The organism is Kocuria sp. CPCC 204721, from assembly GCF_040980945.1.
Classification (GTDB): domain Bacteria; phylum Actinomycetota; class Actinomycetes; order Actinomycetales; family Micrococcaceae; genus Kocuria; species Kocuria marina.
Window position 1 is genome coordinate 23,717 of sequence record NZ_JAVKPO010000003.1, and the last position, 20,241, is coordinate 43,957.

The window sequence follows — 20,241 nt, forward strand, 5'->3', positions numbered from 1 at the left end:
TCCCAGCGGGGTTCACCCCATCGGTTGATCCTCCGCAACGGCGAGGGCCCCGTGGCAGCCACAGTGTGGGTGTCACGGGGCCCTCGCCGTGTCCGGGTCAGGCCTTTTGCCCTACCGGCCGTAGAGCTGCTTCGCCTCGTCCCGCTTGGCACGTACCGCCTCGGCGAAGCCCGCGGGCGCCGTCAGTTCTTCCAGGGCCACAGGCTCCGGGGTCTGCCCGGCATGGACCAGCGACCAGTTGGAGCCGACCTCGATCACGGACTGGTGCTTGACGTCGTAGTACCCGGGTTTGCCGCTGAGCGCGACACCCCTGGCCCCGTGCAGCGCCGCGACCAGGTGGTGGTGGAAACGGGTGGTCAACCACACCTGGTGCGGCCCGAACGTGAAATCCCCGTCCCATGCGGCCTGGAACGGGATGAACCCGTCCGGGGCCACGAGATCCCGCAGCCGGTCGAAGCCCTCATGATCGTCCCCGGGGATGGCCTCGAGGTAGCGCACGGATTCCCGGGGTAGATCCCACCGCCGCACTTGCGCCCCGGCGAAGTCCAGCATCCGTTCGAAGGACCCCTCCGCCAGGGTGTCCGACTGCACGCACACCACCACCTCGCTCGGGGCGTCCGTACCTTCGGTGCGAGCGGACGACCCATCCCCCTTGTGCCCGGCCAGGAGCCCGAGGGCCCGTGCGTGGCGGGCGTCCTCCGCGAGGAGGAAAGCGTCGTCGAACCCCATGGGCACTCCGGCAGCCTGGGCGCTGGGGCGGTCCCGCACGCTGAGGTGGTCCAGGTCCGTGAGCGGGTCCCCCGCGAAGGGCATCAGCCCCTGGCCCGTGGCGAACAACCGCGCTCCCGAGACCTCCCGGACCGCGCGCATCGCCTCGACGATGTGCAGGTTCGTGGCCCAGTCCCGGTGCAGCACCCCGCCGCCCAGCAGGTGCACGGTGCTCGCTTCGCGCAGGGCGAGCAATCCCGCGTCGTACTTCGGGGACCCCAGATCCTCGATCAGGCTGCGCATCGAGCGCCCCGAGCCGTGTTCCACGTCGTGCAGAGCGCGAAAGACCGTATTGACCACATGCAGTCGTGGATGGATGCCGCGCAGCAGGGCGGTGACGGTCCCCGGTTCGCGGACGTCCAGCCACACGTCCGTGGTGGGTGCCGCCTTGGCCAGGTAGTTGACCCAGGTGGCCGCAATCAGCTCGTCCCCGAAATTCGGGTAGCCCGCCCATGAGATCAGGTAGATCGGGGGCTTGCGAGCGGGAGGGACCCGTCGATGGTCCTTCAGAAGATTGCGCATGGATGCAGGGTACCCACAGGTCGATCCCCGGATTCAGGGGTTGCACGGTGTCCCCGTCGGCGGGGCCGTTGTCGGCTCGGCGAATCACCGCGCCGAACACATCGGCCGCGACAGCCCCAGAGTAGCCCCGTCCGGTCCCGCCTGCCGTGCGCAGGATGACGGACGGCCACCACCGGTGCCCGTGCGGACGGGTAATGTTCTCTCCCATGACTGCACCCCGCCCACCCCATGACGGTCCCACCGGCGCACGCGGTTCGGCCAGCGTGATCCACGGGGGATCCCGCGAGCACTCGCCGCACGCGCCGTCGCAACCGCCACAGGGGAGTTACCTCAAGCCGCGCCACCTGGTGATGATGGCGCTCGGTTCGGCCATCGGCACCGGCCTGTTCGTGGGGACGGGCGCGGCGATCCAGACCGCCGGGCCCGCCGTATTGATTTCCTACCTCGTGGCGTGTCTGCTGCTCGTGCTCGTGATGCGCGCACTGGGCGAGATGGCCGCCGCGGATCCGTCCTCCGGCGCGTTCTCGACCTACGCGGGCAAGGCCATGGGGCCCACGATCGGTCGCGCCCTCGGGTGGTTGTGGTGGGCCCAGATCGTGGTGGTCGTGGCCGCGGAGGCCACCGCCGCCGCGCAGCTCGTGACCGAGATGTGGCCCTCGCTGCCCCAGTGGTTGTGGGCGTTGATCTTCATGGCCGTGTTCACGGTCATCAACCTGGTGCGCGTGGGGACGCTGGGTGAGACGGAGTTCTGGTTCGCGCTGCTCAAGGTCGCCGCGGTCGTGTCGTTCCTGGTCGTGGGTGTGCTGTTGCTGATCGGTGTGCTGCCCGCTCCGAGCCCGGGGCTGTCCAACCTCACGGAGCACGGCGGGTTCATGCCCAACGGCATCACGGGGGTTGCGGCCGCACTGCTGGTGGTCGTCTTCGCGTTCGGCGGCACCGAGCTCGTGACTATCGCCGCCGCCGAGACGGAGGACCCGCAGACCAACGTGGCCCGCGCGATCCGCACCATCCTGATCCGCATCCTGATCTTCTACGTGGGTTCCGTGACCGTCATGGTGCTGGTGCTGCCGTGGAACAATGAGGGCCTCTCCTCCAGCCCGTTCGTCGCGGTCCTCACGGAGGTGGGGATCCCCGGTGCGAACGTCCTGATGAACATCGTCATCATCCTGGCGCTGCTGTCCGCGCTCAACGCGAACGTGTATGGCAGTTCGCGCATGCTCTACTCCCTCGCGCGCCGGGGATCCGCACCGCGTGGGCTCGCGGCCACCTCCTCGCGCGGGGTTCCCCGCCTCGCCGTCACGATCTCGGTGCTCTTCGGCTTCATCGCCGTGGTGCTCAACTACCTGTGGCCCGAGACGGTGCTCAACGTCATGCTCAACGTGATCGGCTCCACGTGCCTGGTGGTCTGGGCCCTGGCGCTGATCTCCCAGATCATCCTGCGCAAGCGCGCCGACCGCGCCGGGGTGTCCTCGCCGCTGAAGATGTGGGCCTTCCCGTGGCTGTCCTACTTCGCCCTGGCCCTGTTGGCCGCGATCGTCGTCCTGGGCCTCCTGGACACCGCCGTGCGGTTCCAGCTCATCGCCACGTTCATCCTGGTGTGCCTGATCGCGCTCGCGTGCAAGATCTTCACGAGTTCACGCGTCCGCCCCGAGGAAACCTCCTCCACCGGCGAGGCCGACGACGTCGTACCCCGGCTCTGACCCCGCTCCACGCCGACAACGGCGTGACCGAGCGCAGATCCCGAGTCGCTCGGACGACGGCGCGCCCCGGCTCCAGGGCGCGCCGTCGGCGTCCTCAGCTCGCCGCGGGCAGATCGGGGAAGGCCGCCGCCACGCCCGGTGAGTGCAGTTGCCCGGCACGGGTCGAGAGCCCGGCGGCCAGAGCGGCGTCGTTCTCCAGGGCGGAGTCCACACCGCGCGCCAACGCCATGACGTACGGGGACGTCGCGTGCGTGAGCGACTGGGTGGCCGTGACGGGCACGGCACCGGGCAGGTTCGCCACGCAGTAATGACGAATACCGTCCACGGCATAGACCGGGTCGTCGTACGTGGTGGGCCGGGTGGTCTCGAAGCACCCGCCCTGGTCCACGGCCACGTCCACGAGCAGCGCATGGGGCTTCACGATCGACAGGTGCTCCCGGCGCACGAGCTTGGGGGCGGAGGCGCCCGGGACCAGGACGGAACCCACGACCACGTCCGCGCGCGGCAGTTCCTCATCCAGGCGGTGGGTGTCGCTCATCAGGACCCGGGCGTGGGGGAACAGCGCGTCCAGTTGTCGCAAGCGATCGCCGTTGGCCTCGAGGATCGTGACGTCCGCGCCGGCCCCCACCGCTGCGCGGGCCGCGTGTTCACCCACGGTGCCACCGCCGATCACCAGCACGGTGGCCGGAACAACGCCGGGCACCCGACCCAGGAGGATCCCGGGGCCGCCCGCGTGGTGCTGAAGGTGGTGTGCGGCGTTGGCGATCGCCAGACGGCCCGCGATCTCGGACATCGGGCGCAACAGGGGCAGCGTGCGTCCCACCCGAACGGTCTCATAGGCGATCCCCGTGGTGCCCCTGTCCAGCAGTGCTTCCGTCAGCGAACGGCTCGCGGCCAGGTGGAGGTACGTGAACAGCGTGAGGTCCGGGCGCAGGAAGTCGTACTCGGAGGCGATCGGCTCCTTGACCTTCACCAGCAGCTCGGCCTGCGCCCATGCGTCCTCCTGGTACGTGATCCGCGCTCCCGCCGCGCGGTAGGACTCGTCCGAGAAACCCGCGCCCTCCCCCGCGTGCTCCGCGACGAACACCTCGTGGCCTTCGGCAACCAGTGCGGTGACCATGGTGGGGGTGAGGCCCACGCGGGCCTCTTCCGGTTTGATCTCACGGGGTACGGAGATTCTCATGACGGCGCGCTCCTCTCATGGGGCACGCGTACCCGAGGAGGTGTGCTCGGGTCTGACGATGGGCCCCGGCTGTCCTTCCATTGTGCCCCGCGTCACCCGCACCCGCACAGGGGGCCGGGGCGAATATGACCAGGTCGCCCGGTCCGTTCAGGACCGGGCGACCGGTTCATCGTCGCAGCCGGACGGGGTCAGCGGCGAGCGATCTGCTCCGCCGCCTCCGGGTCCGAATCGTGGAGGAACTTCTCGATCCGGGCGGCCTCATCCATCTCGCCGATCTGCGCGGCGGCCTGGCCCAACGCTGCCAGCGCCCGCAGGAACCCGCGGTTGGGTTCGTGGGAGTACGGCACCGCGCCGTGCCCCTTCCATCCATGGCCGCGCAGCGAGTCCAACCCGCGGTGGTAGCCCACCCGGGCGTAGGCGTACCCCTCCAGAGTGCGGCCGTCCGCGAGCGCCTCCTCCGCGAGCATCGCCCACGGCAACTGCTCCTTGGGGAAGGCCGCCGCGAGGTCCTCGGCCACGTCACCCGCGTCGAGGCGGGCCGTCAGCTCGGGGTTCTCGTCCAGATAGGTGGGAGCCGGTTCGTCCAGCAGATTCTTGCCGAGCAGTGCCACGGTGGGTTCCTTTCCACGCCGAGTTCAAGGGTTCGTAGCCACTCTACGCAGCGTGCACGACGTCGCTCCACGCCGTTCGCGCACGACGTCACCGAGCGCCGTCGAAGCGGCTCAGTGCGTAATCATGATGCCCACTCCCGGGCCCAACGGCAGTCCGAGGAAGTAGAAGACCATGAGAATGAGAACCCACACCACCCAGAAGGGGACTACGAACGGAATCATCCTGGCCATCACCGTCCCCAGCCCGGCAGAGGGTTCGTACTTACGGAGCATGGCGAGCAGCACGACCATGTAGGGGTTGAGAGGGGTCATCACCTGCGTCGCCGAGTCACCCACGCGGAACGCGGCCTGGATGAAGGCGGGCTCGAATCCCAGAATGCCGAACATCGGCACGAAGACTGCGGCCATCAGAGTCCACATGGAGGATCCCGAAATGATGAACAGGTTCAGGATCGAACACAGAATGATGAACCCGATGATCACGGGGAAGCCGGTGACACCTGCGTTTTCCAGACCCGATGCGCCGGTGACCGCGATCCAGGAACCGATCCCGGACCAGTTGAACAGCGCGATGAACTGCCCCAGGATGAACGCCAGGACCAGGAAGGACGTCATGTCCTTGAGGGCTGCTCCCATCATCACCGGGACGTCCTTGAATCCCCGAACGGTTCCCGCAATCCGGCCGTAGACGTAACCGCTCACGGAGAAGAACACGAAGATGATGAAGACGATGGACGCCAGCAGCGGTGATTTGGGGAGGAAGTTCCCGTCTTCGTTGCGCCATGGTGAACTCGGCAAGAGTGTGAAGACGGTCAGTGCGACACCGATCAGCACGAACGTCACACATGCCCACAGAAGTGCCTTTTTCTCCCTGGGGGACAATTCGGCCTCGACCTGGGGTTCCCGGGATTCCGCAACGGTTTGCTCGTCCCCCACGACGCGCATGGCGCGGGTGTCGGTCATGAGCTGACCCGTCTCCGGGTTGACCTCGTCCTTGGACACCCCTGCTCGCATGACTCGCGGTTCCACCACCTTGTCGATGACGAACCCCGCCACGCAGGAGAGTACGACCGCCGCGACGATGTTGAAGTAGTAGTTGGACAGCGGGTTGGCCTCGGTGGCGTGATTCGCGAGCGCGGGCACGGTAGGGATCACGGCGTTGGTAATGCCCGCGAACAGGGCATCGAGCGACGTCGGGAAGATATTGGTGGAGTAACCAGCACCGGCCGACGCGAAGCCGCCGAGCAGACCTGCCACCGGGTGACGGCCGGCTGCTTTGAACGCGAGGGCGGCCAGGGGCGGAATCACCACGAACGCGGAATCGGCCATGATCGACCCCACCACGCCCACGAAACCCACGGTGTACGGCAGCAACCAGCGCGGGGCTCCACCGATCGTGAATCGGATGGCTGCGGCCAGGAACCCGGACTTCTCCGCGATCCCGATCGCCAGCAGAATGGTGGCCACGGTGACCAACGGCGGGAACCCGATGTAGTTCTCACCCAGGGTCGTGGTGAACCACGCGAGACCTTCCCCGGTGAACAGACCCTTGATCGCCAGGGGTTCATCCTTCCCCGGTACGTGTACGACCACGTTGCCCCAGGCCATGGCGGTGGACACGACCGCCGTGATGAGGAACAGGATGGTGAACAGGGCGAAGGGCTCGGGCAGCTTGTTGCCCACCCGCTCGATACCGGTGAGGAGTCTGTCTCCCACATTCGATCTCTTGGTCGCGGTGGCGGTCATGTGTACTCCATCGAGGTCAGTGGTCGAAAAATGTCGATGCGTGGCCCGCCGGCTCCGGTTCAGTCGAAATAGCTCTCCACGGCAATGCCGCCCCCGCCGGCGTGGAAGTCATCACGGACGTGTTGAGCCAGTGCATCATCGACCAGATAGTCGAGAGCCACCGCTGCCAGTCCGTAGGCGCCGTCGACACCCGCAGCTTCTGCCTGCGGGGTAGCTGCAGCAGCCGCGAAATCCCGGGTGTGCAGGCCCATGTGCTGGTCCGTGATGCTGATCAACGGGTGAATACCGGGAATCCGGTAGCTGACGTTGCCGAAGTCCGTGGACGCGGCCAGCACCTCGGACACCGTGCCCGCCGGGTAAGGATCGCGCCCGCGGCGTCGCTGAGCGAGGACCCACCGATCGGAGAGGGGCGAATTGCCCAGCACGGGAAGGGTGGCGGGGGACGAATCCCAATCGATCTCGACATCCACCCCGGCCATCAGCGCGGCACCCTGGAGAACCTCGGTCACCCGTTGGGACAAGGCCTTTAGGGTCGCAGGGCGCTGGGAACGGACGTACAGCTGCAGGGTGGCTGCCTCGGTGATGATGTTGGGGCGTTCTCCGCCCTCGGGTAGTACGGCATGGATCCGATCGGTGGGCGGGGTCTGCTGTCTCAGCAGGCCCAGCCCCTGGTAGGCGAGCACCGCGGCGTCGAGAGCGTTGCGTCCCATGAACGGGTGCGACGACGCGTGGGCTGCCGCACCGCGATAGTGCACCGTGCACTGACGGCGACCGAGCCACACCTGGTCCACGAGATCCGCGATGTAGGAGTGCACCATGACCGCGGCGTCGATACCCTCCAGTGCACCTGCTCTGGCCATGATCTCTTTGCCACCTTCACCCTCCTCTGCGGGCGTTCCCAGGTAAACCACGCGGCCGGAGAACGCGGAGGGTGTGCCCCGGATGAGCTCGACGAGTGCCACGAACGCACCCAGGCCGGTCACGGCGATCACATTGTGTCCGCAGCCGTGGCCGATACCGGGCAGGGCGTCGTACTCCGACATGATCGCGATGGTGCGGTGACACGCCGGGTCGAAGTCCTCGGAGGTCACCTCAGCGCGAATGGCGGTGTCCAGACCGAAAGCGGGGTTCTCCGCGGGAATGTCATGGTCCGCCAGATGATTGACGATCAGCTTGACCGCACGATGTTCCTGGAATGCCGTTTCGGGGTTCTCATGCAGTTCGTGCAGTACGTGACCGAGGGCCGTGGTCTGGCCCTCGATCGAGGATTCGAGACGCTCATGCAGCTCATCCGCTGCGCCGTCGTGGCTGGCCAGGTGATGTTTCAGCTCGTTCTTACGACGTTCCGTATCCTGCTCGAGCTGTTCGAGGTAGGCCCGGGAGGGCTCGGAATTGATCGTCAGGTGGTGGCGGTCGCGGTCTGGGTTTTCTTCCGGCGAGTGGCTCGTTCCCATACTTGGGGAGCGTAACAAGTGATTCGCATCACCCCGGTGAGCGACCCTGTAGTGTTGCGGCCCGAGACACGACGGTGCCCCGCACCACGGGGTACGGGGCACCGGAGGAGCACGGGGAACCTACTTGATGGAGGTACCCGCGGAACCGAGGTTCTGGCACGCCTCCACCACGCGGGCGGCCATGCCGGTCTCGGCCTCGGCGCCCCACACGCGGGGATCGTACTTCTTCTTGTTGCCGACCTCGCCGTCGACCTTGAGGACGCCGTCGTAGTTGCTGAACATGAAACCGGCCACGGGGCGCGTGAACGCGTACTGGGTGTCGGTGTCCACGTTCATCTTGATCACGCCGTAGGACACCGCGTCCGCGATCTCCTGCGCGGTGGAACCGGAGCCGCCGTGGAACACGAGGTCGAACGGGCGGTCCTTGCCGATCTTGCCACCCACCTCGTCCTGGATCTGCTTGAGCAGTTCGGGGCGCAGGCGCACGTTGCCGGGCTTGTACACGCCGTGCACGTTGCCGAAGGTCAGCGCCGTGATGTAACGGCCCTTCTCTCCGGCGCCGAGCGCCTCGATGGTCTTCATGCCGTCCTCGACGGTCGTGTAGAGCGTGTCGTTGATCTCGCCGACGACGCCGTCCTCCTCGCCGCCCACGGCCCCGATCTCCACCTCGAGGATGATCTTGGCCTTGTGGGTGCGCTCCAGCAGTTCCTGGGCGATCTTGAGGTTCTCGTCCAGATCGATCGCGGAACCGTCCCACATGTGCGACTGGAAGATGGGGTCCTCACCGCGGGCCACGGCCTTCTCCGACTCGGCCAGCAGCGGCAGCACGAAGCCCTCGAGCTTGTCCTGGGGGCAGTGGTCGGTGTGCAGCGCGATGTTGACGTCGTAGTTCTTGGCGACCTCGCGGGCGAACGCCGCCATGGCCAGCGAACCCGTGACCATGTCCTTCACGGAGGAGCCGGACCAGTACGCCGCACCACCGGTGGACGCCTGGATGATGCCGTCCGAACCCGCCTCGGCGAAACCGCGGATCGCGGCGTTGAGGGTCTGGGAGGAGGTCACGTTGATGGCCGGGTAGGCGAAGCCCTTCTCCTTGGCCCGGTCGATCATCTCGGAGTAAACGTCAGGGGTTGCGATGGGCATGAAACACTCCTTCTACTGGGTTCCCGATGCACGGCTGGACCGTGGCCTGAGGCCTGTTTCCAGTCTAGGCGACGGGTCTGCTCGTGACCCGGGACGGCACCGCAAAATTGTGGCCCGCCACGGGATGAACCGTGGCGGGCCGATCGTCTCAGAGCCGCACGTGGTCACGCCGCCGTGACCACGTGCGGACCCACGGGTGACCTCCTCGGTGGGTGCGCGGCGCCCGGGGGTCGTTGCCCGTGGCGCTCACAGCCGCCAGCATGAGCTGGTCTGCGGGATGCCATTGAACCGTGCGTCGAGGTAGACGAGCATCGAGGGAATGCCTTCCAGGGAGGCCCCCACATGGGTGGGCGTAGCGAGCGTCTGCATGGAAACGTTTACCCCGGAGGCGCACCATTTCTGGGCGAGCCGTCGGCCCGACTGGTAGGGCACGACATCGTCCGCCACGGTGTGGGCGATGCGCACCGGGACACGAGGGTGGCGGCCCGCGGCACCGATGGTCTGCTCGTCCAGGTACGCCTTCAGAGCGGGGTCCCCGAGCAGCTGGGAGAAGGAGCGCCCGTCAGCCGTGAGCTTCTCGGACGGCACCAGGGCGTCGGCGAGGACGGTGCCCACCAGGCAGCTGTCCTGGGCCTTGTCATAGCGCCTCTGCCCTTCCGCATTGAGTCTGTCCCGAACCGCCACCCCGGAGTCCTCGGCCGCCCCCATCACGTAGAAGGACAGGCCGGAGAAGAGAGAGGAGTCGATGTGCTGACCCGTGAGTGTGAGGTCCGCGGGCGGCGCACCCACCCAGGCACTCTTGAGCTGCACCTCCGGGGCGTACTCAGGGGCGCTCTCCGCGGCTGCAGCCGTGGCACCGCCGCCCTGCGAGTATCCCACGGCGGCCACGGGGGTCTTAGCGTCCACTCCCTCCATGCCGAGCTGCTGCGCACCGCGCACGGCATCGAGCACGGCGTGAGCCTGGTCCACACGGTTCATGTAGGTGTGGGCGCCGTCAGTGCCCAGACCGATGTAGTCCGGGGCCACCACGTTGTAGCCGGCATTGATCAGGCCGGCCAGGCTGAGACCTTCGGAGTTCGTGCCCATGGCCATTTGACGGGACGGTGCGCACGAGTCGCCCATACCCTGGGTACCCGAGGACAGCACCACGAGCGGCCGTGGGCCGGGCTTGCGCCACGCAGCCTTGGACTGCAGCACGGTGCCCGTGGTGGCCACGGCCTGGTTCTTGCTGTTGGTGGTCCTGTACATGATGCGCGTGGCGGACGCATTGGGCTTGATGAGCTTGACGGGGTCCAGGTAGAACGTGGACGGCTCCGAACGCACCACGCCCCCGTTGGCGGCAGGCAGCTGCGCCGGGGTGCTGTAGAAGTCCGTGTCCGTGGAGCTGCGGAGCTTCTTCAGCGCATCCTCGCGAGCAAGATCATCGCGGGTCAGACCCTGCTCCTGGAGCTTCTGGTCCTGCTCGCTGCGCGGCAGCTCGGAGAAACCGCCATCCGGTGCGGAGCCTGCTGCGCTCTGCGCATTCGCGGGCTGCAGTCCAGCAAGCAGCAGCCCAACGCCCAGGGCGAGGGCACCCGCAGAACGCCGCAAGGACGATGGCCGAGTGGTTGAGGCAGCCATGAGCATGCGAACCTTTCATCATGTGATTCAACTCACATGACCATACGGTAACTTCTGCCTCCTGGCTATGGTCGGCCGGCCTTTTTCACGCTCCCGCGCCTTTCGTGACGTCGGACGAGGGCGCAGGACGCTGCTCGAACACGTGGCGGCGGATCCATGCATGCATGGTCACGGCGGCGGCCGCTCCGGCGTTGATGGAGCGGGTGGAGCCGAACTGCTCGATGGCCAGCACCGCGTCCGCCTCCGCGACGAGCTCCTCGGAGACCCCCGGGCCCTCCTGACCGAACACCAGGACGCAGCGTTCGGGCAGCTCGAACGTCTCGAGCAGCTGGGAACCGGGGACGTTGTCGATCGCGAGCACCGCGAGTCCCTCGCCGCGTGCCCAGGCCGTGAACTCCGCGACACTCGCGTGGTGGCGCACGTGCTGGTAGCGGTCCGTGACCATGGCTCCGCGGCGGTTCCAGCGGCGTCGTCCGATGATGTGCACCTCACGAGCCAGGAACGCGTTGGCGGTGCGCACCACGGAGCCGATGTTGAAGTCGTGCTCCCAGTTCTCCACCGCCACGTGGAAGGCGTGGCGCCTGGAGTCCAGGTCCGCGATGATCGCGTCCATGCGCCAGTAGCGGTACTGGTCCGCGACGTTGCGGCGGTCGCCCTCGCGCAGCAGCTCGGGGTCCCAGCGCTCGCCGGCGGGCCACTCGCCCTGCCAGGGGCCCACGCCGACGACGCGGGGCGCAGCGTCGTCGTCCTGCCGAGACCCGGACGCGTCCGGCTCAGTCAAGCCCGAGCTCGTCCTTGGAGTAGGCGTACAGGCACGGGACGCCCGCGGTCTCCTCGATGCGCTCCTTGGCGCCGGTGCGGCGGTCCACGATCACGGCAACGGCCACGACGTTCGCGCCCGCCTTCTGCAGCGCCTCCACCGCGGTTAGCGCGGAACCACCCGTGGTGGAGGTGTCCTCGACGACCACCACGTTGCGGCCCACCACGCTGGGGCCCTCCACCTGACGCCCCATGCCGTAGGACTTCTGAGCCTTGCGCACCACAAAGGTGTCGACGGCGCGGCCCTGGTCCCCGGCCGTGCGCATGATCGCGTTGCCCACCGGGTCCGCGCCCATGGTGAGCCCACCGGCGGCGTCGAACGCGATCCCGGCCTCGTCCAGCAGACCGAGCATGACCTGACCCACGTACCGGGAGGCCTCGTGGTGCAGGGTCACGCGGCGTAGGTCCACGTAGTAGTCCGCTTCGATGCCGCTGGCCAGCGTGACCTTGCCCCGCACCACGGCGAGGTCCTTGATCAGTTCGCGCAGGCGCTCACGGGCGGTGGCCAGGTCCACGGGAGAGAAGTCGGTGCTCATACGGGCAGTTTACGTGTCGGGGCTAACCCCTCAGCCCAGCCTGCCGCCGGATTCTCGCAGGTAGCACGCCGCGCACAGGGACTCGTAGGTGACGGCCACGCCGTCGATGGCCACCTGGTCCCCCTCGAACACGAAGTCGTCGCCCACCTTCCGCGTGTTGAACAGGGCCTTGCGTCCGCAGCGGCAGATGGTCTTGAGCTCCTCCAAGGTGTGGGCGAGCTCCATGAGCCGCTCGGAGCCGGGGAAGGAACGGGTACGGAAGTCGGTGCGGATGCCGTAGGCCATCACGGGCACGTCCAGCAGCACGGCGATCCGTAGCAGGTCGTCCACCTGCCCGGTCTCCAGGAACTGCGCCTCGTCCACCAGCAGGCACGCCACGGGCTGGGCGTCCACGTGCTCGAGCAGGGCCTCCGGGTCATCGCCGGTGGAGTGGCGCTTGAATAGGCCCATGGCGCTCTCGCCGGGCTGGATCAGGAAGTCCACCGTGCGGGTGACACCCAGCCGGGAGAGGATTTGGTCCTCGCCCTTGGTGTCCACGTGGGGTTTGGCGAGCAGCACGCGCTGCCCGCGCTCCTCGTAGTTGTAGGCGGCCTGGAGCAGCGCCGTGGATTTCCCGGAGTTCATCGCGCCGTAGCGGAAGTAGAGCTTGGCCACGGTCGGTCAGTCTATCGCCGCCCGCAGCCACGCCTTCGACGGGCGCGGCCAGCGCTGCACGCGGCCATCCTCGGAGGTCACCTCGACCGCGTACTCGATCTCACCCGAGGCCGGGCCCTGCGGCAGGTGGGCCGTGTACTCGCCGTTCAGTGCGGTCTCCCGCATGGGCGTGCGTGTGGTCTCCGCGTCGTCCGCCCGGCGGCTCAGCAGCGTCACCGCCTTCACCGGCGTGTCGCCGCAGCCTTCCGCGCGGACGCGCACCCGGGAGAACGCGCAGCTGGCCACCGTGCTCGCGGAGGAGCGCGTGCGGCTCGAGGGGCAGGCACGCGAGCTGCTGCGGCTCAGCGGGTGCACCACCGTTCCCGCGGAGCTGGTGATCTCCCTGGGGGAGGGCGTCATGTTCAAGCTGCACGTGGAGAACCGCACGGGGATCGCCCGGGAGACCGTGGCGGCCATGGCGGAGCTGCTGAGGTACCGGCGGGACTGAACCGCCCCGGACGCTGCCCGCCGCCCGGCGGGCGTGGCGCGGCGACACAATCCGCGCTCCGATTCGGCCGCGCGTCCCCGCGTGCGCTCCAATGGACGGTGATGTCCACCCTCAGCGTGTCCCTGATCCTCCTGGCCGCCGTGGTGCACGCGGTCTGGAACATCCTCGCCAAGGGCATCCGCGGCAACGGGACCCTGTTCGTGTGGTGGTACGGGCTCGTCTCCTCGGTGGTGCTGATCCCCGTGAGCCTGCTGGAACCCGGGGCGTGGCAGTCCTGGGGGTGGCCCCTCGTGGGCGCCGCCGTGGTCTCCGGGCTGCTGCACACCGTCTACGGCACCGCCCTGCAGACCGGCTACGACCGCGCACCTCTGGGCGTGGTCTACGCGGTGGCCCGCGGCACCGGGCCCATGATCACCATGATCGTGGCGGTCCTGTTCCTGGGTGAGCAGCTCTCCCTCACGGCCGCCGCCGGGGCGATCGCCGTGCTCGTGGGCGTGGCCGTGGTCGCCACGTTCGGTACGCCCACTTCCACCCGGGACGACGACGCCGCCCCGCCGAGTTCGTCCGACGCGTCGGATCCCGGCGCGGTCATCGCGCGCGACGCCGCCCCGCTGGACTCCTCCGCGTACGGAACGTCGACCCCGGAAGGGGCGGACGGGCACTCACCGGGGGGCGACGCCGCTGCCACACCCACCCGCGAGTCCGCCCTGACCGGCGTGCTGTGGGGTGCCGCGGTGGGCGCGTGCATCGCCGGGTACACCCTGTGGGACAACCACTCCATGGCCACCCTGGACCTGCCGCCCGTGCTGTACTTCGCGCTGACCTCGGTGGTCCTGGTGCTCACCCTGACGCCCAAGGCGTGGCGGCAGCGCCAGGACATGGTGCGCTCGTGGGCCGTGGACCGGAACCGGATCGTCGCGGTGGGCCTGCTGTCCCCGCTCGCGTACATCCTGGTGCTCTTCGCCATGCAGTCCACCCCGGTGGCGCTCGTGGCTCCCCTGCGGGAGTCGAGCATCGTGGTGGGCTCGCTGCTCGCGTGGTGGATCTACAAGGAGAACCGCCTGGTGCCGCGGCTCATCGGCTGCGCCGCCGTGCTCACGGGCATTGCGCTGATCTCCGCCTGAGGCTGCTCCCCCACTCGCCCGGGTACCCCCGGGGAGACTGGAAGACCAAGGCCACCGGGCGGCGTCGTCCGGCAGCGCGCACGAAAAACTTGCTGCGGCATGGAATAAGGTCCCCGCCCGGGGCTGTTGAGACAGACATGACCACAATGAAGGCGCAGACATATCAGCAGTACGGCGACACCTCCGTACTGGAGCTCACCGACCAGCCCATGCCCAAGGTGGGCCCCGGCGAGGTCCTGGTGAAGGTGAAGGCCGCGGGCATCAACCCGGTGGACTGGAAGGTCATGTCCGGCGGGCTGGATCCCATGATGACCGTCCAGTTCCCGGCGGCCCCCGGCTGGGACGTCGCGGGCGTCGTCGTGGGCAAGGGCTTCGACACCCCCAGCGTCTCCGAGGGCGATGAAGTGATCGCCTACGCCCGCAAGGACTGGATCCACGGCGGTACGTTTGCCCAGTACGTCTCCGTCCCCGTGCGCGCACTCGCCCCCAAGCCGAAGAGTCTTTCCTGGGAACAGGCCGGAGGACTGCCGCTCGCGGGACTCACCGCGTACCAGGTGCTCACCCGACTGGGTCTCGCGGAGGGCAAGACCGTGCTGATCCACGCGGCCTCCGGTGGTGTGGGGAGCATGGGCGTGCAGATCGCCAAGGCGTTCGGCGCGCGGGTGATCGGCACCGCATCGACCAAGAACCACGACTACGTGCGTGAGCTCGGCGCGGAGCCCGTGGAGTACGGGGACGGTCTCGTGGAACGCGTCAAGGAGCTTGCCCCGAACGGTGTGGACATCGTCGTGGACTTCGTGGGCGGCGTGGTGGAGGACTCCGTCGCCGTGCTCGCGGACGGCGGCCAGCACGCCTCCATCGCGGACCCCGAGGTGGAGGAGCACGGCGGGAGCTACATGTGGGTCTCTCCGGACGCAGAGCAACTCACCGAGCTCGGTCGCCTGGCCGACGACGGCAAGCTCACCGTCCGCGTGGACTGCACCTTCCCGCTCGCGCAGCTGCCGGACGCATTCACCGCCAGCCAGGAGGGCCACGCCGTGGGCAAGATCGTGCTCACGGTCGACTGATCCGCGGAACGCCCCGGGGGCGTCTCGACCTCAGCGGGGCGACTCCCGGGGGCCTTTCGCGCAGGCCGGGGCCACGGAGCTCTGACCACATCACGACGATGCCTCGTCACGGGTGGACCGTGACGAGGCATCGTCATGTGCGGGGCCGTGCGGTGTCGTCGCCCGTGGCTGCGTGGCCGGGACGGGACAGGCGCGCGCCAGCGAGGATCAGCGCGGCGCCATGCGAAGGGCGCCGTCCATGCGGATGGTCTCCCCGTTGAGGTAGTCGTGCTCCACGATCATCCCCGCGAGCTGGGCGTACTCGTCCGGGCGGGCAAGGCGGCGCGGGAAGGGGACGGACTCCGCCAGGGCGCTGCGGAAATCCTCGCTCACCCGACCGAGCATGGGGGTGTCCACGATCCCGGGGGCGATCGTCATCACGCGCACCCCGCGGGAGGAGAGGTCACGCGCCGCGGCGATCGTCATCGAATGCACACCGCCCTTGGACGCGGCGTACGCGGCCTGGCCGATCTGTCCCTCGAAGGCAGCCACGGAGGCGGTGTTGATGATGACGCCGCGTTGACCGGCCTCGTCCACGGGGTCCTGCGCGGTCATGACCTCCGCGGCGAGCGCGAGGACCGTGAACGTGCCCACCAGGTTGATCCGCACCACGCGCTCGAACAACGCGATGTCGTGTACGCCGTTCTTGCCCACCACGCGCGCGGAGGTCCCGATGCCCGCGCAGTTGACCACGGTGCGCAACGGCGCCACGTCCGCGGCGGTGACCACGGCGGCCCGCACCTGCTCCTCGTCGGTGACGTCCGCGGACACGTACTGCACGCCATCGACCGGCGCGGCGGCGTGCACGACCTGCGGCAGATCCAGGCCGATCACGCGCGCCCCACGCGCCACGAGTTCCGCGGCCGTGGCCGCCCCCAGCCCGGAGGCCGCACCCGTGACGACCGCCGTCGAGTCCCTGATGTCCATGTCCGCTCCGTTCCCCGCCTCGTGGGCGGTCCAGCACGCTGTTGATGACGCCGTTCGTCGCTTTCTCCGCCCGATCGTACGGCTCCGGTGCGCGCAGGTCGACGGGCCCCATGAGCCGGCAAGCCCCGGTCAGCGCGCGACCAGCGACGACGCCCCGGTGTGGTGCAGTAAATTTGAGGAACCAGCCACCCCCGGTTCGAGGCGCGAGCACCACCGGCGCGCCGGGCCGCCCTCCCGTGAACGGGCCGGGGATCCGCACACGTCGCAGCGAGGATCCCATGAGCGAGACCACCGCCTCAGAACACTCCGTCACGCAGCGGTTGCGCGCCGCACGGGACCAGCTGCTGCGCCTACGCACCGACCTGGACGCCGCACACCGCGAGTTCGAGTGGCCCCGGTTCGAGTATTTCAACTTCGCCCTGGACTGGTTCGATGTCCTGGGCAACGGCGAGGAAGCGGACCGCGAGGCCCTCGTGATCGTGGAGGAGGACGGCACCGAGACCCGCCGCACGTACGCGCAGCTGTCCCGGCGCTCGTCGCAGCTGGCCACGTGGTTGCGCTCCCGGGGCGTGCGCCGCGGTGACCGGGTCATCCTCATGCTCGGCAACCAGGTGGAGCTGTGGGAAACCATGCTTGCGTGCACCAAACTGGGCGCACCCATGATCCCCACGACCGTGATGCTCGGGCCCGCCGATCTGCAGGACCGCGTGGAGCGCGGCCGGGCGGCCTGGGTGGTCACGTCCCACACGAACGCCCTGAAGTTCGAGGACGTCCCCGGGGACTTCACGATCATCGAGGTTCCCGATCAGCCCGATCACCGTCCCCGTTCCGCGCCGTCGGTCTTCGCGTCCTCCGCTGGGCACGACGACGCCGCGTCGTCGCCCGCTGCTGCCGGCGACGACGCGGCGGGAGCGCCGGAGGCCGGGACTGCGGCGTCGTCGGGCGAGGGTGAAGAACCGAGCCCGCGGAAGATCGGGGAGCACCCCGTGATCGACTACCGGGACTCCTTCGCGGGTCCCGAGGAGTTCGAGGTGACCGAGCCCTCGCCCGCGGATGACCCGCTGCTGTTGTACTTCACCTCCGGGACCACGTCCCTGCCGAAACTCGTGGAGCACACCAACGTCACGTACCCCGTGGGGCATTTGTCCACGATGTACTGGATTGGGCTGGAACCCGGGGACGTGCACCTGAACGTGGCGTCGCCGGGGTGGGGCAAGCACGCGTGGTCCAACTTCTACGCACCGTTCATCGCGGGTGCCACCGTGTTCCTCTACAACTACTCGCGCTTCGACGCCGTGGCACTCATGGACCAGATGGACCGCGAGGGCGTGACGTCCTTCTGCGCACCGCCCACCGTGTGGCGCATGCTCATCCAGTCGGACCTGACCCATCTGAAGAACCCGCCGCGCAAGACGGTGTCCGCGGGTGAACCACTGAATCCGGAGATCATCGCGCGGGTCAAGGCCGCGTGGGGCACCGAGATCCGTGACGGGTACGGTCAGACCGAGTCCTCACTGCAGATCGCCAACACCCCCGGGATGCCCGTGAAACCCGGGGCCATGGGCCGTGCGCTACCCGGGTACGAGACCGTGCTGATCGACACCACGACCGGTGAGGTGAGCGAGACCGAGGGCGAACTGTGCTTGCGTCTGGACCCGCGTCCCGTGAGCCTGACACCCGGCTACCACGGGGACGCCGCGAAGACCGATGAGGCGTTCCGGGGCGGCGTCTACCACACCGGGGACGTGGTCTCGCGGGACGAGAACGGGGTCTTCACCTACGTGGGCCGCGCGGACGACGTCTTCAAAGCCTCCGACTACCGGCTCTCTCCCTTCGAGCTGGAATCCGTGGTGATCGAGCACCCCGCGGTCGTGGAGGTGGCAGTGGTGCCTTCGCCGGATCCCATCCGCCTGGCCGTTCCCAAGGCGTACGTGGTGCTCGCCGCGGGTCACGAGCCCACCGCCGAGACCGCGGAGAGCATCCTGCATCACTGCCGCGTGAACCTCGCGCCGTACAAGCGAATCCGGCGCCTCGAGTTCTTCGACCTGCCCAAGACCATCTCCGGCAAGATCCGCCGGGTGGAACTGCGCACCCGGGAAGCCCAGCTGCACCCGGGCGGCCCGGAGGGCGGGACCACCGGGGAGCACACCGAGTTCTCGGACTCTGACTTCCCCTCGCTACGCGGGAAGTAGGGGTCCGGGCAGTTCACCCACCTCGCGCGGCACCCGACAGACCGCGCGGCAGGATAGCGCCGCAGCGGCGTCGTCGTCCTTACGTGACGATCCGCGCCATCGCAGCGACCTCCACCATCCCGGACACGTGCAGGGTATCTTCGTCCAGCACACCGCAGGAATAGGCGTTGTTGTCCGCGACGTGGGCGGGCAGTGCGGCGGGCACGATCCCCTGACCACGGGTCACGGGAACTCCTGGAGGTGGCGACTGTTGATCCACCAGCCAGCCTTCCAAAGCGCTGTGACGGGTGCAACAGAGGGGTCCAGTGCGTCACTCCCACGTCACGGCGTGATGTCGGGGTCGCGCGTTCCCGGGCCTGTGCTCCGAAGCTCCGGCGCGGACGTAAGCTTGCCGGGCGTCGTCGTCCCCGGATGACGGCGCCCTGGAACCTCCTTGCTGCGAAAGGCCCGCCGTGAGCATCACCGTCACTCCCGTGGAGACCACCGACCGCTCACGCGCCCGCGTCCTGGGGTGGGTGGGACTGGGCATCACCCTGGCGATCCTCGTGGGCGGGCTGTTGTGGGCCAAGTGGCTCCCCTACGAGGCCAAGACCCAGACGCTCGCCGAAACCGGGGTGTGGAACGGTGCGGCGATCTTCGGCTCCGCGGGCGAACCGGGGTCCGCGTCGTCGTTGCGGGGTGCGATCGACTTCACCGTGGTCTACCTGAAGGCCGTATGGAAGGCCGCTCTCGTTGCCCTGCTCGTGGCCGCGGCCCTCGAATCCCTGGTCCCCCGGCGCTGGTTGCTGCGGGTCCTCAGCCGCAAGACCTCGTGGGGTCAGGGGATCTCCGGGGCGCTGCTGGCACTGCCCAGCATGATGTGCACGTGCTGCACCGCGCCGGTGGCCATCGGACTGCGCCGCAGCGGTGCGCCCGCGGGGGCCACCATGGCGTACTGGCTCGCAAACCCCCTGCTCAACCCGGCGGTGCTGGTGTTCCTGGCGCTGACCATGTCCTGGCCCTTCGTGACCACGCGCGTGGCCGTGGGCATCCTGGTGGTGTTGATCGCCGCAGTGCTCGTGAGCCGCACGTTCTCGACCGTCACGGTGCAGACCCCCGAGGCCCTCCCCGCCGATCCGCAGCACTGGGGTGAGCTGGTCACCCGGTTCGGGCGAGCACTGGGCCGGTACCTGGTGGTGATCGTCCCGGAGTACGTGATCCTGGTGCTGCTGGTGGGGTTGTTCGCCGGATGGCTCTCGGACTTCGCGGGTCTCGCGGACCACGCCGGGCTCTTCTCGCTGCTCATCGTGGGCCTGATCGGGGCGGCCCTGGTGATCCCCACCGGCGGCGAGTTCCCGGTGATCGTGGGGCTCACCGCGGCGGGCGCAAGCTACGGGGTGGCCGGGGTCCTGCTCATCACCCTGCCGGCCCTGAGCATCCCCTCGATCATCATGGTCGCCCGGCATTTCGGGACCAAACAGACGCTGCTGGTCACCGGGTGGGTCGTGATCGGCGGGTTGGTGGCCGCAGCGCTGCTCACCGCGCTGGTCTGAGCCGGCGGGTCAGGGCCGGTTGGTCCGGGCAACAAACCAGGTACTCGAGTCGCCCGCATAGCGGTCGACGCCGCGGCCGCCCGTACATGGGCCGACGGCACGATGACCCCTGGCACG

The 20,241-nt window shown here is 68.5% G+C and carries 19 protein-coding genes; 6 read left to right on the forward strand and 13 right to left on the reverse strand.

The genetic code is table 11. From position 1 onward, the window contains the following. Positions 1-111: 111 nt before the first annotated feature. Complete coding sequence (locus RF637_RS04150; protein WP_144931997.1) at positions 112-1,290, reverse strand: polysaccharide pyruvyl transferase family protein; 1,179 nt, start codon at positions 1,288-1,290, stop codon at positions 112-114. A 206-nt stretch (positions 1,291-1,496) separates the two neighbouring features. Here RF637_RS04150 and RF637_RS04155 point away from each other — a divergent pair, with 206 nt between their 5' ends. Continuing rightward, positions 1,497-2,990, forward strand: coding sequence for an amino acid permease (locus tag RF637_RS04155; RefSeq protein WP_260849379.1), 1,494 nt, complete (start codon positions 1,497-1,499; stop codon positions 2,988-2,990). 94 nt (positions 2,991-3,084) lie between these two features. On the opposite strand, the gene ald is transcribed toward RF637_RS04155, so the two are convergent. From ald to RF637_RS04205, 10 genes are all read right to left on the reverse strand, one after another. After that, positions 3,085-4,173, reverse strand: coding sequence for an alanine dehydrogenase (ald, locus tag RF637_RS04160; protein ID WP_144931995.1), 1,089 nt, complete (start codon positions 4,171-4,173; stop codon positions 3,085-3,087). A 188-nt stretch (positions 4,174-4,361) separates the two neighbouring features. Further along, positions 4,362-4,784 (reverse strand): DUF3151 domain-containing protein, encoded by a 423-nt coding sequence (locus tag RF637_RS04165; RefSeq protein WP_064846478.1) that lies wholly within the window; start codon positions 4,782-4,784, stop codon positions 4,362-4,364. 111 nt (positions 4,785-4,895) lie between these two features. Next, positions 4,896-6,530, reverse strand: a complete 1,635-nt coding sequence (locus tag RF637_RS04170; RefSeq protein WP_085106808.1) for an AbgT family transporter — start codon at positions 6,528-6,530, stop codon at positions 4,896-4,898. A 59-nt stretch (positions 6,531-6,589) separates the two neighbouring features. Continuing rightward, complete coding sequence (locus RF637_RS04175; RefSeq protein ID WP_368844223.1) at positions 6,590-7,984, reverse strand: amidohydrolase; 1,395 nt, start codon at positions 7,982-7,984, stop codon at positions 6,590-6,592. A gap of 120 nt (positions 7,985-8,104) precedes the next feature. Continuing rightward, on the reverse strand, positions 8,105-9,127 hold the full coding sequence (gene fbaA / locus RF637_RS04180; protein WP_311253963.1) for a class II fructose-bisphosphate aldolase: 1,023 nt from the start codon (positions 9,125-9,127) through the stop codon (positions 8,105-8,107). Positions 9,128-9,373: 246 nt separating this feature from the next. Then, entirely contained in the window at positions 9,374-10,747 is a 1,374-nt protein-coding gene (locus RF637_RS04185) for a lipase family protein (RefSeq protein WP_231885563.1), read from the reverse strand. Positions 10,748-10,832: 85 nt separating this feature from the next. Continuing rightward, on the reverse strand, positions 10,833-11,528 hold the full coding sequence (locus RF637_RS04190) for an RNA methyltransferase (protein ID WP_035960874.1): 696 nt from the start codon (positions 11,526-11,528) through the stop codon (positions 10,833-10,835). Next, entirely contained in the window at positions 11,521-12,102 is a 582-nt protein-coding gene (pyrE, locus tag RF637_RS04195; RefSeq protein WP_085106803.1) for an orotate phosphoribosyltransferase, read from the reverse strand. Before pyrE ends, RF637_RS04190 begins: the two co-directional genes overlap by 8 nt. A gap of 30 nt (positions 12,103-12,132) precedes the next feature. Beyond that, positions 12,133-12,756, reverse strand: coding sequence for a thymidine kinase (locus tag RF637_RS04200; RefSeq protein ID WP_035960877.1), 624 nt, complete (start codon positions 12,754-12,756; stop codon positions 12,133-12,135). Positions 12,757-12,762: 6 nt separating this feature from the next. Next, positions 12,763-12,921 (reverse strand): hypothetical protein, encoded by a 159-nt coding sequence (locus RF637_RS04205; RefSeq protein WP_368844224.1) that lies wholly within the window; start codon positions 12,919-12,921, stop codon positions 12,763-12,765. Here RF637_RS04205 and RF637_RS04210 point away from each other — a divergent pair. The 3 genes from RF637_RS04210 to RF637_RS04220 all read left to right on the forward strand — a co-directional run bounded on the left by RF637_RS04210 (position 12,920) and on the right by RF637_RS04220 (position 15,434). Then, positions 12,920-13,243: a hypothetical protein gene (locus RF637_RS04210; protein WP_368844225.1), complete on the forward strand. Its 324-nt coding sequence runs from the start codon at positions 12,920-12,922 to the stop codon at positions 13,241-13,243. The genes RF637_RS04205 and RF637_RS04210 overlap by 2 nt on opposite strands. A gap of 101 nt (positions 13,244-13,344) precedes the next feature. After that, positions 13,345-14,367, forward strand: a complete 1,023-nt coding sequence (locus RF637_RS04215) for a DMT family transporter (protein WP_085106802.1) — start codon at positions 13,345-13,347, stop codon at positions 14,365-14,367. 146 nt (positions 14,368-14,513) lie between these two features. Continuing rightward, a complete protein-coding gene (locus RF637_RS04220; protein ID WP_368844310.1) occupies positions 14,514-15,434 on the forward strand; it encodes an NADP-dependent oxidoreductase in 921 nt (306 codons plus the stop codon). 207 nt (positions 15,435-15,641) lie between these two features. Here RF637_RS04220 and RF637_RS04225 read toward each other — a convergent pair whose 3' ends face one another. Continuing rightward, complete coding sequence (locus RF637_RS04225; RefSeq protein ID WP_085106800.1) at positions 15,642-16,400, reverse strand: SDR family NAD(P)-dependent oxidoreductase; 759 nt, start codon at positions 16,398-16,400, stop codon at positions 15,642-15,644. A 278-nt stretch (positions 16,401-16,678) separates the two neighbouring features. On the opposite strand from RF637_RS04225, the gene RF637_RS04230 reads away from it, so the two are divergent. Beyond that, positions 16,679-18,592, forward strand: a complete 1,914-nt coding sequence (locus tag RF637_RS04230; protein ID WP_368844226.1) for an AMP-binding protein — start codon at positions 16,679-16,681, stop codon at positions 18,590-18,592. Between the two features lie 79 nt (positions 18,593-18,671). Here RF637_RS04230 and RF637_RS04235 read toward each other — a convergent pair whose 3' ends face one another. Then, positions 18,672-18,818: a hypothetical protein gene (locus RF637_RS04235; RefSeq protein WP_183085809.1), complete on the reverse strand. Its 147-nt coding sequence runs from the start codon at positions 18,816-18,818 to the stop codon at positions 18,672-18,674. A 226-nt stretch (positions 18,819-19,044) separates the two neighbouring features. Here RF637_RS04235 and RF637_RS04240 point away from each other — a divergent pair, with 226 nt between their 5' ends. Further along, entirely contained in the window at positions 19,045-20,124 is a 1,080-nt protein-coding gene (locus RF637_RS04240; RefSeq protein WP_368844227.1) for a permease, read from the forward strand. Positions 20,125-20,241: the final 117 nt, after the last annotated feature.

Excerpts from the sequence above, each read along its gene's own strand:
- RF637_RS04150 (WP_144931997.1), bottom strand. The coding sequence starts at position 1,290 with ATGCGCAATCTTCTGAAGGACCATCGACGGGTCCCTCCCGCTCGCAAG.
- RF637_RS04155 (WP_260849379.1), top strand. The coding sequence starts at position 1,497 with ATGACTGCACCCCGCCCACCCCATGACGGTCCCACCGGCGCACGCGGT.
- ald (WP_144931995.1), bottom strand. The coding sequence starts at position 4,173 with ATGAGAATCTCCGTACCCCGTGAGATCAAACCGGAAGAGGCCCGCGTG.
- RF637_RS04170 (WP_085106808.1), bottom strand. The coding sequence starts at position 6,530 with ATGACCGCCACCGCGACCAAGAGATCGAATGTGGGAGACAGACTCCTC.
- RF637_RS04175 (WP_368844223.1), bottom strand. The coding sequence starts at position 7,984 with ATGGGAACGAGCCACTCGCCGGAAGAAAACCCAGACCGCGACCGCCAC.
- fbaA (WP_311253963.1), bottom strand. The coding sequence starts at position 9,127 with ATGCCCATCGCAACCCCTGACGTTTACTCCGAGATGATCGACCGGGCC.
- RF637_RS04185 (WP_231885563.1), bottom strand. The coding sequence starts at position 10,747 with ATGGCTGCCTCAACCACTCGGCCATCGTCCTTGCGGCGTTCTGCGGGT.
- pyrE (WP_085106803.1), bottom strand. The coding sequence starts at position 12,102 with ATGAGCACCGACTTCTCTCCCGTGGACCTGGCCACCGCCCGTGAGCGC.
- RF637_RS04210 (WP_368844225.1), top strand. The coding sequence starts at position 12,920 with ATGGGCGTGCGTGTGGTCTCCGCGTCGTCCGCCCGGCGGCTCAGCAGC.
- RF637_RS04205 (WP_368844224.1), bottom strand. The coding sequence starts at position 12,921 with ATGCGGGAGACCGCACTGAACGGCGAGTACACGGCCCACCTGCCGCAG.
- RF637_RS04215 (WP_085106802.1), top strand. The coding sequence starts at position 13,345 with ATGTCCACCCTCAGCGTGTCCCTGATCCTCCTGGCCGCCGTGGTGCAC.
- RF637_RS04220 (WP_368844310.1), top strand. The coding sequence starts at position 14,514 with ATGAAGGCGCAGACATATCAGCAGTACGGCGACACCTCCGTACTGGAG.
- RF637_RS04225 (WP_085106800.1), bottom strand. The coding sequence starts at position 16,400 with ATGGACATCAGGGACTCGACGGCGGTCGTCACGGGTGCGGCCTCCGGG.
- RF637_RS04230 (WP_368844226.1), top strand. The coding sequence starts at position 16,679 with ATGAGCGAGACCACCGCCTCAGAACACTCCGTCACGCAGCGGTTGCGC.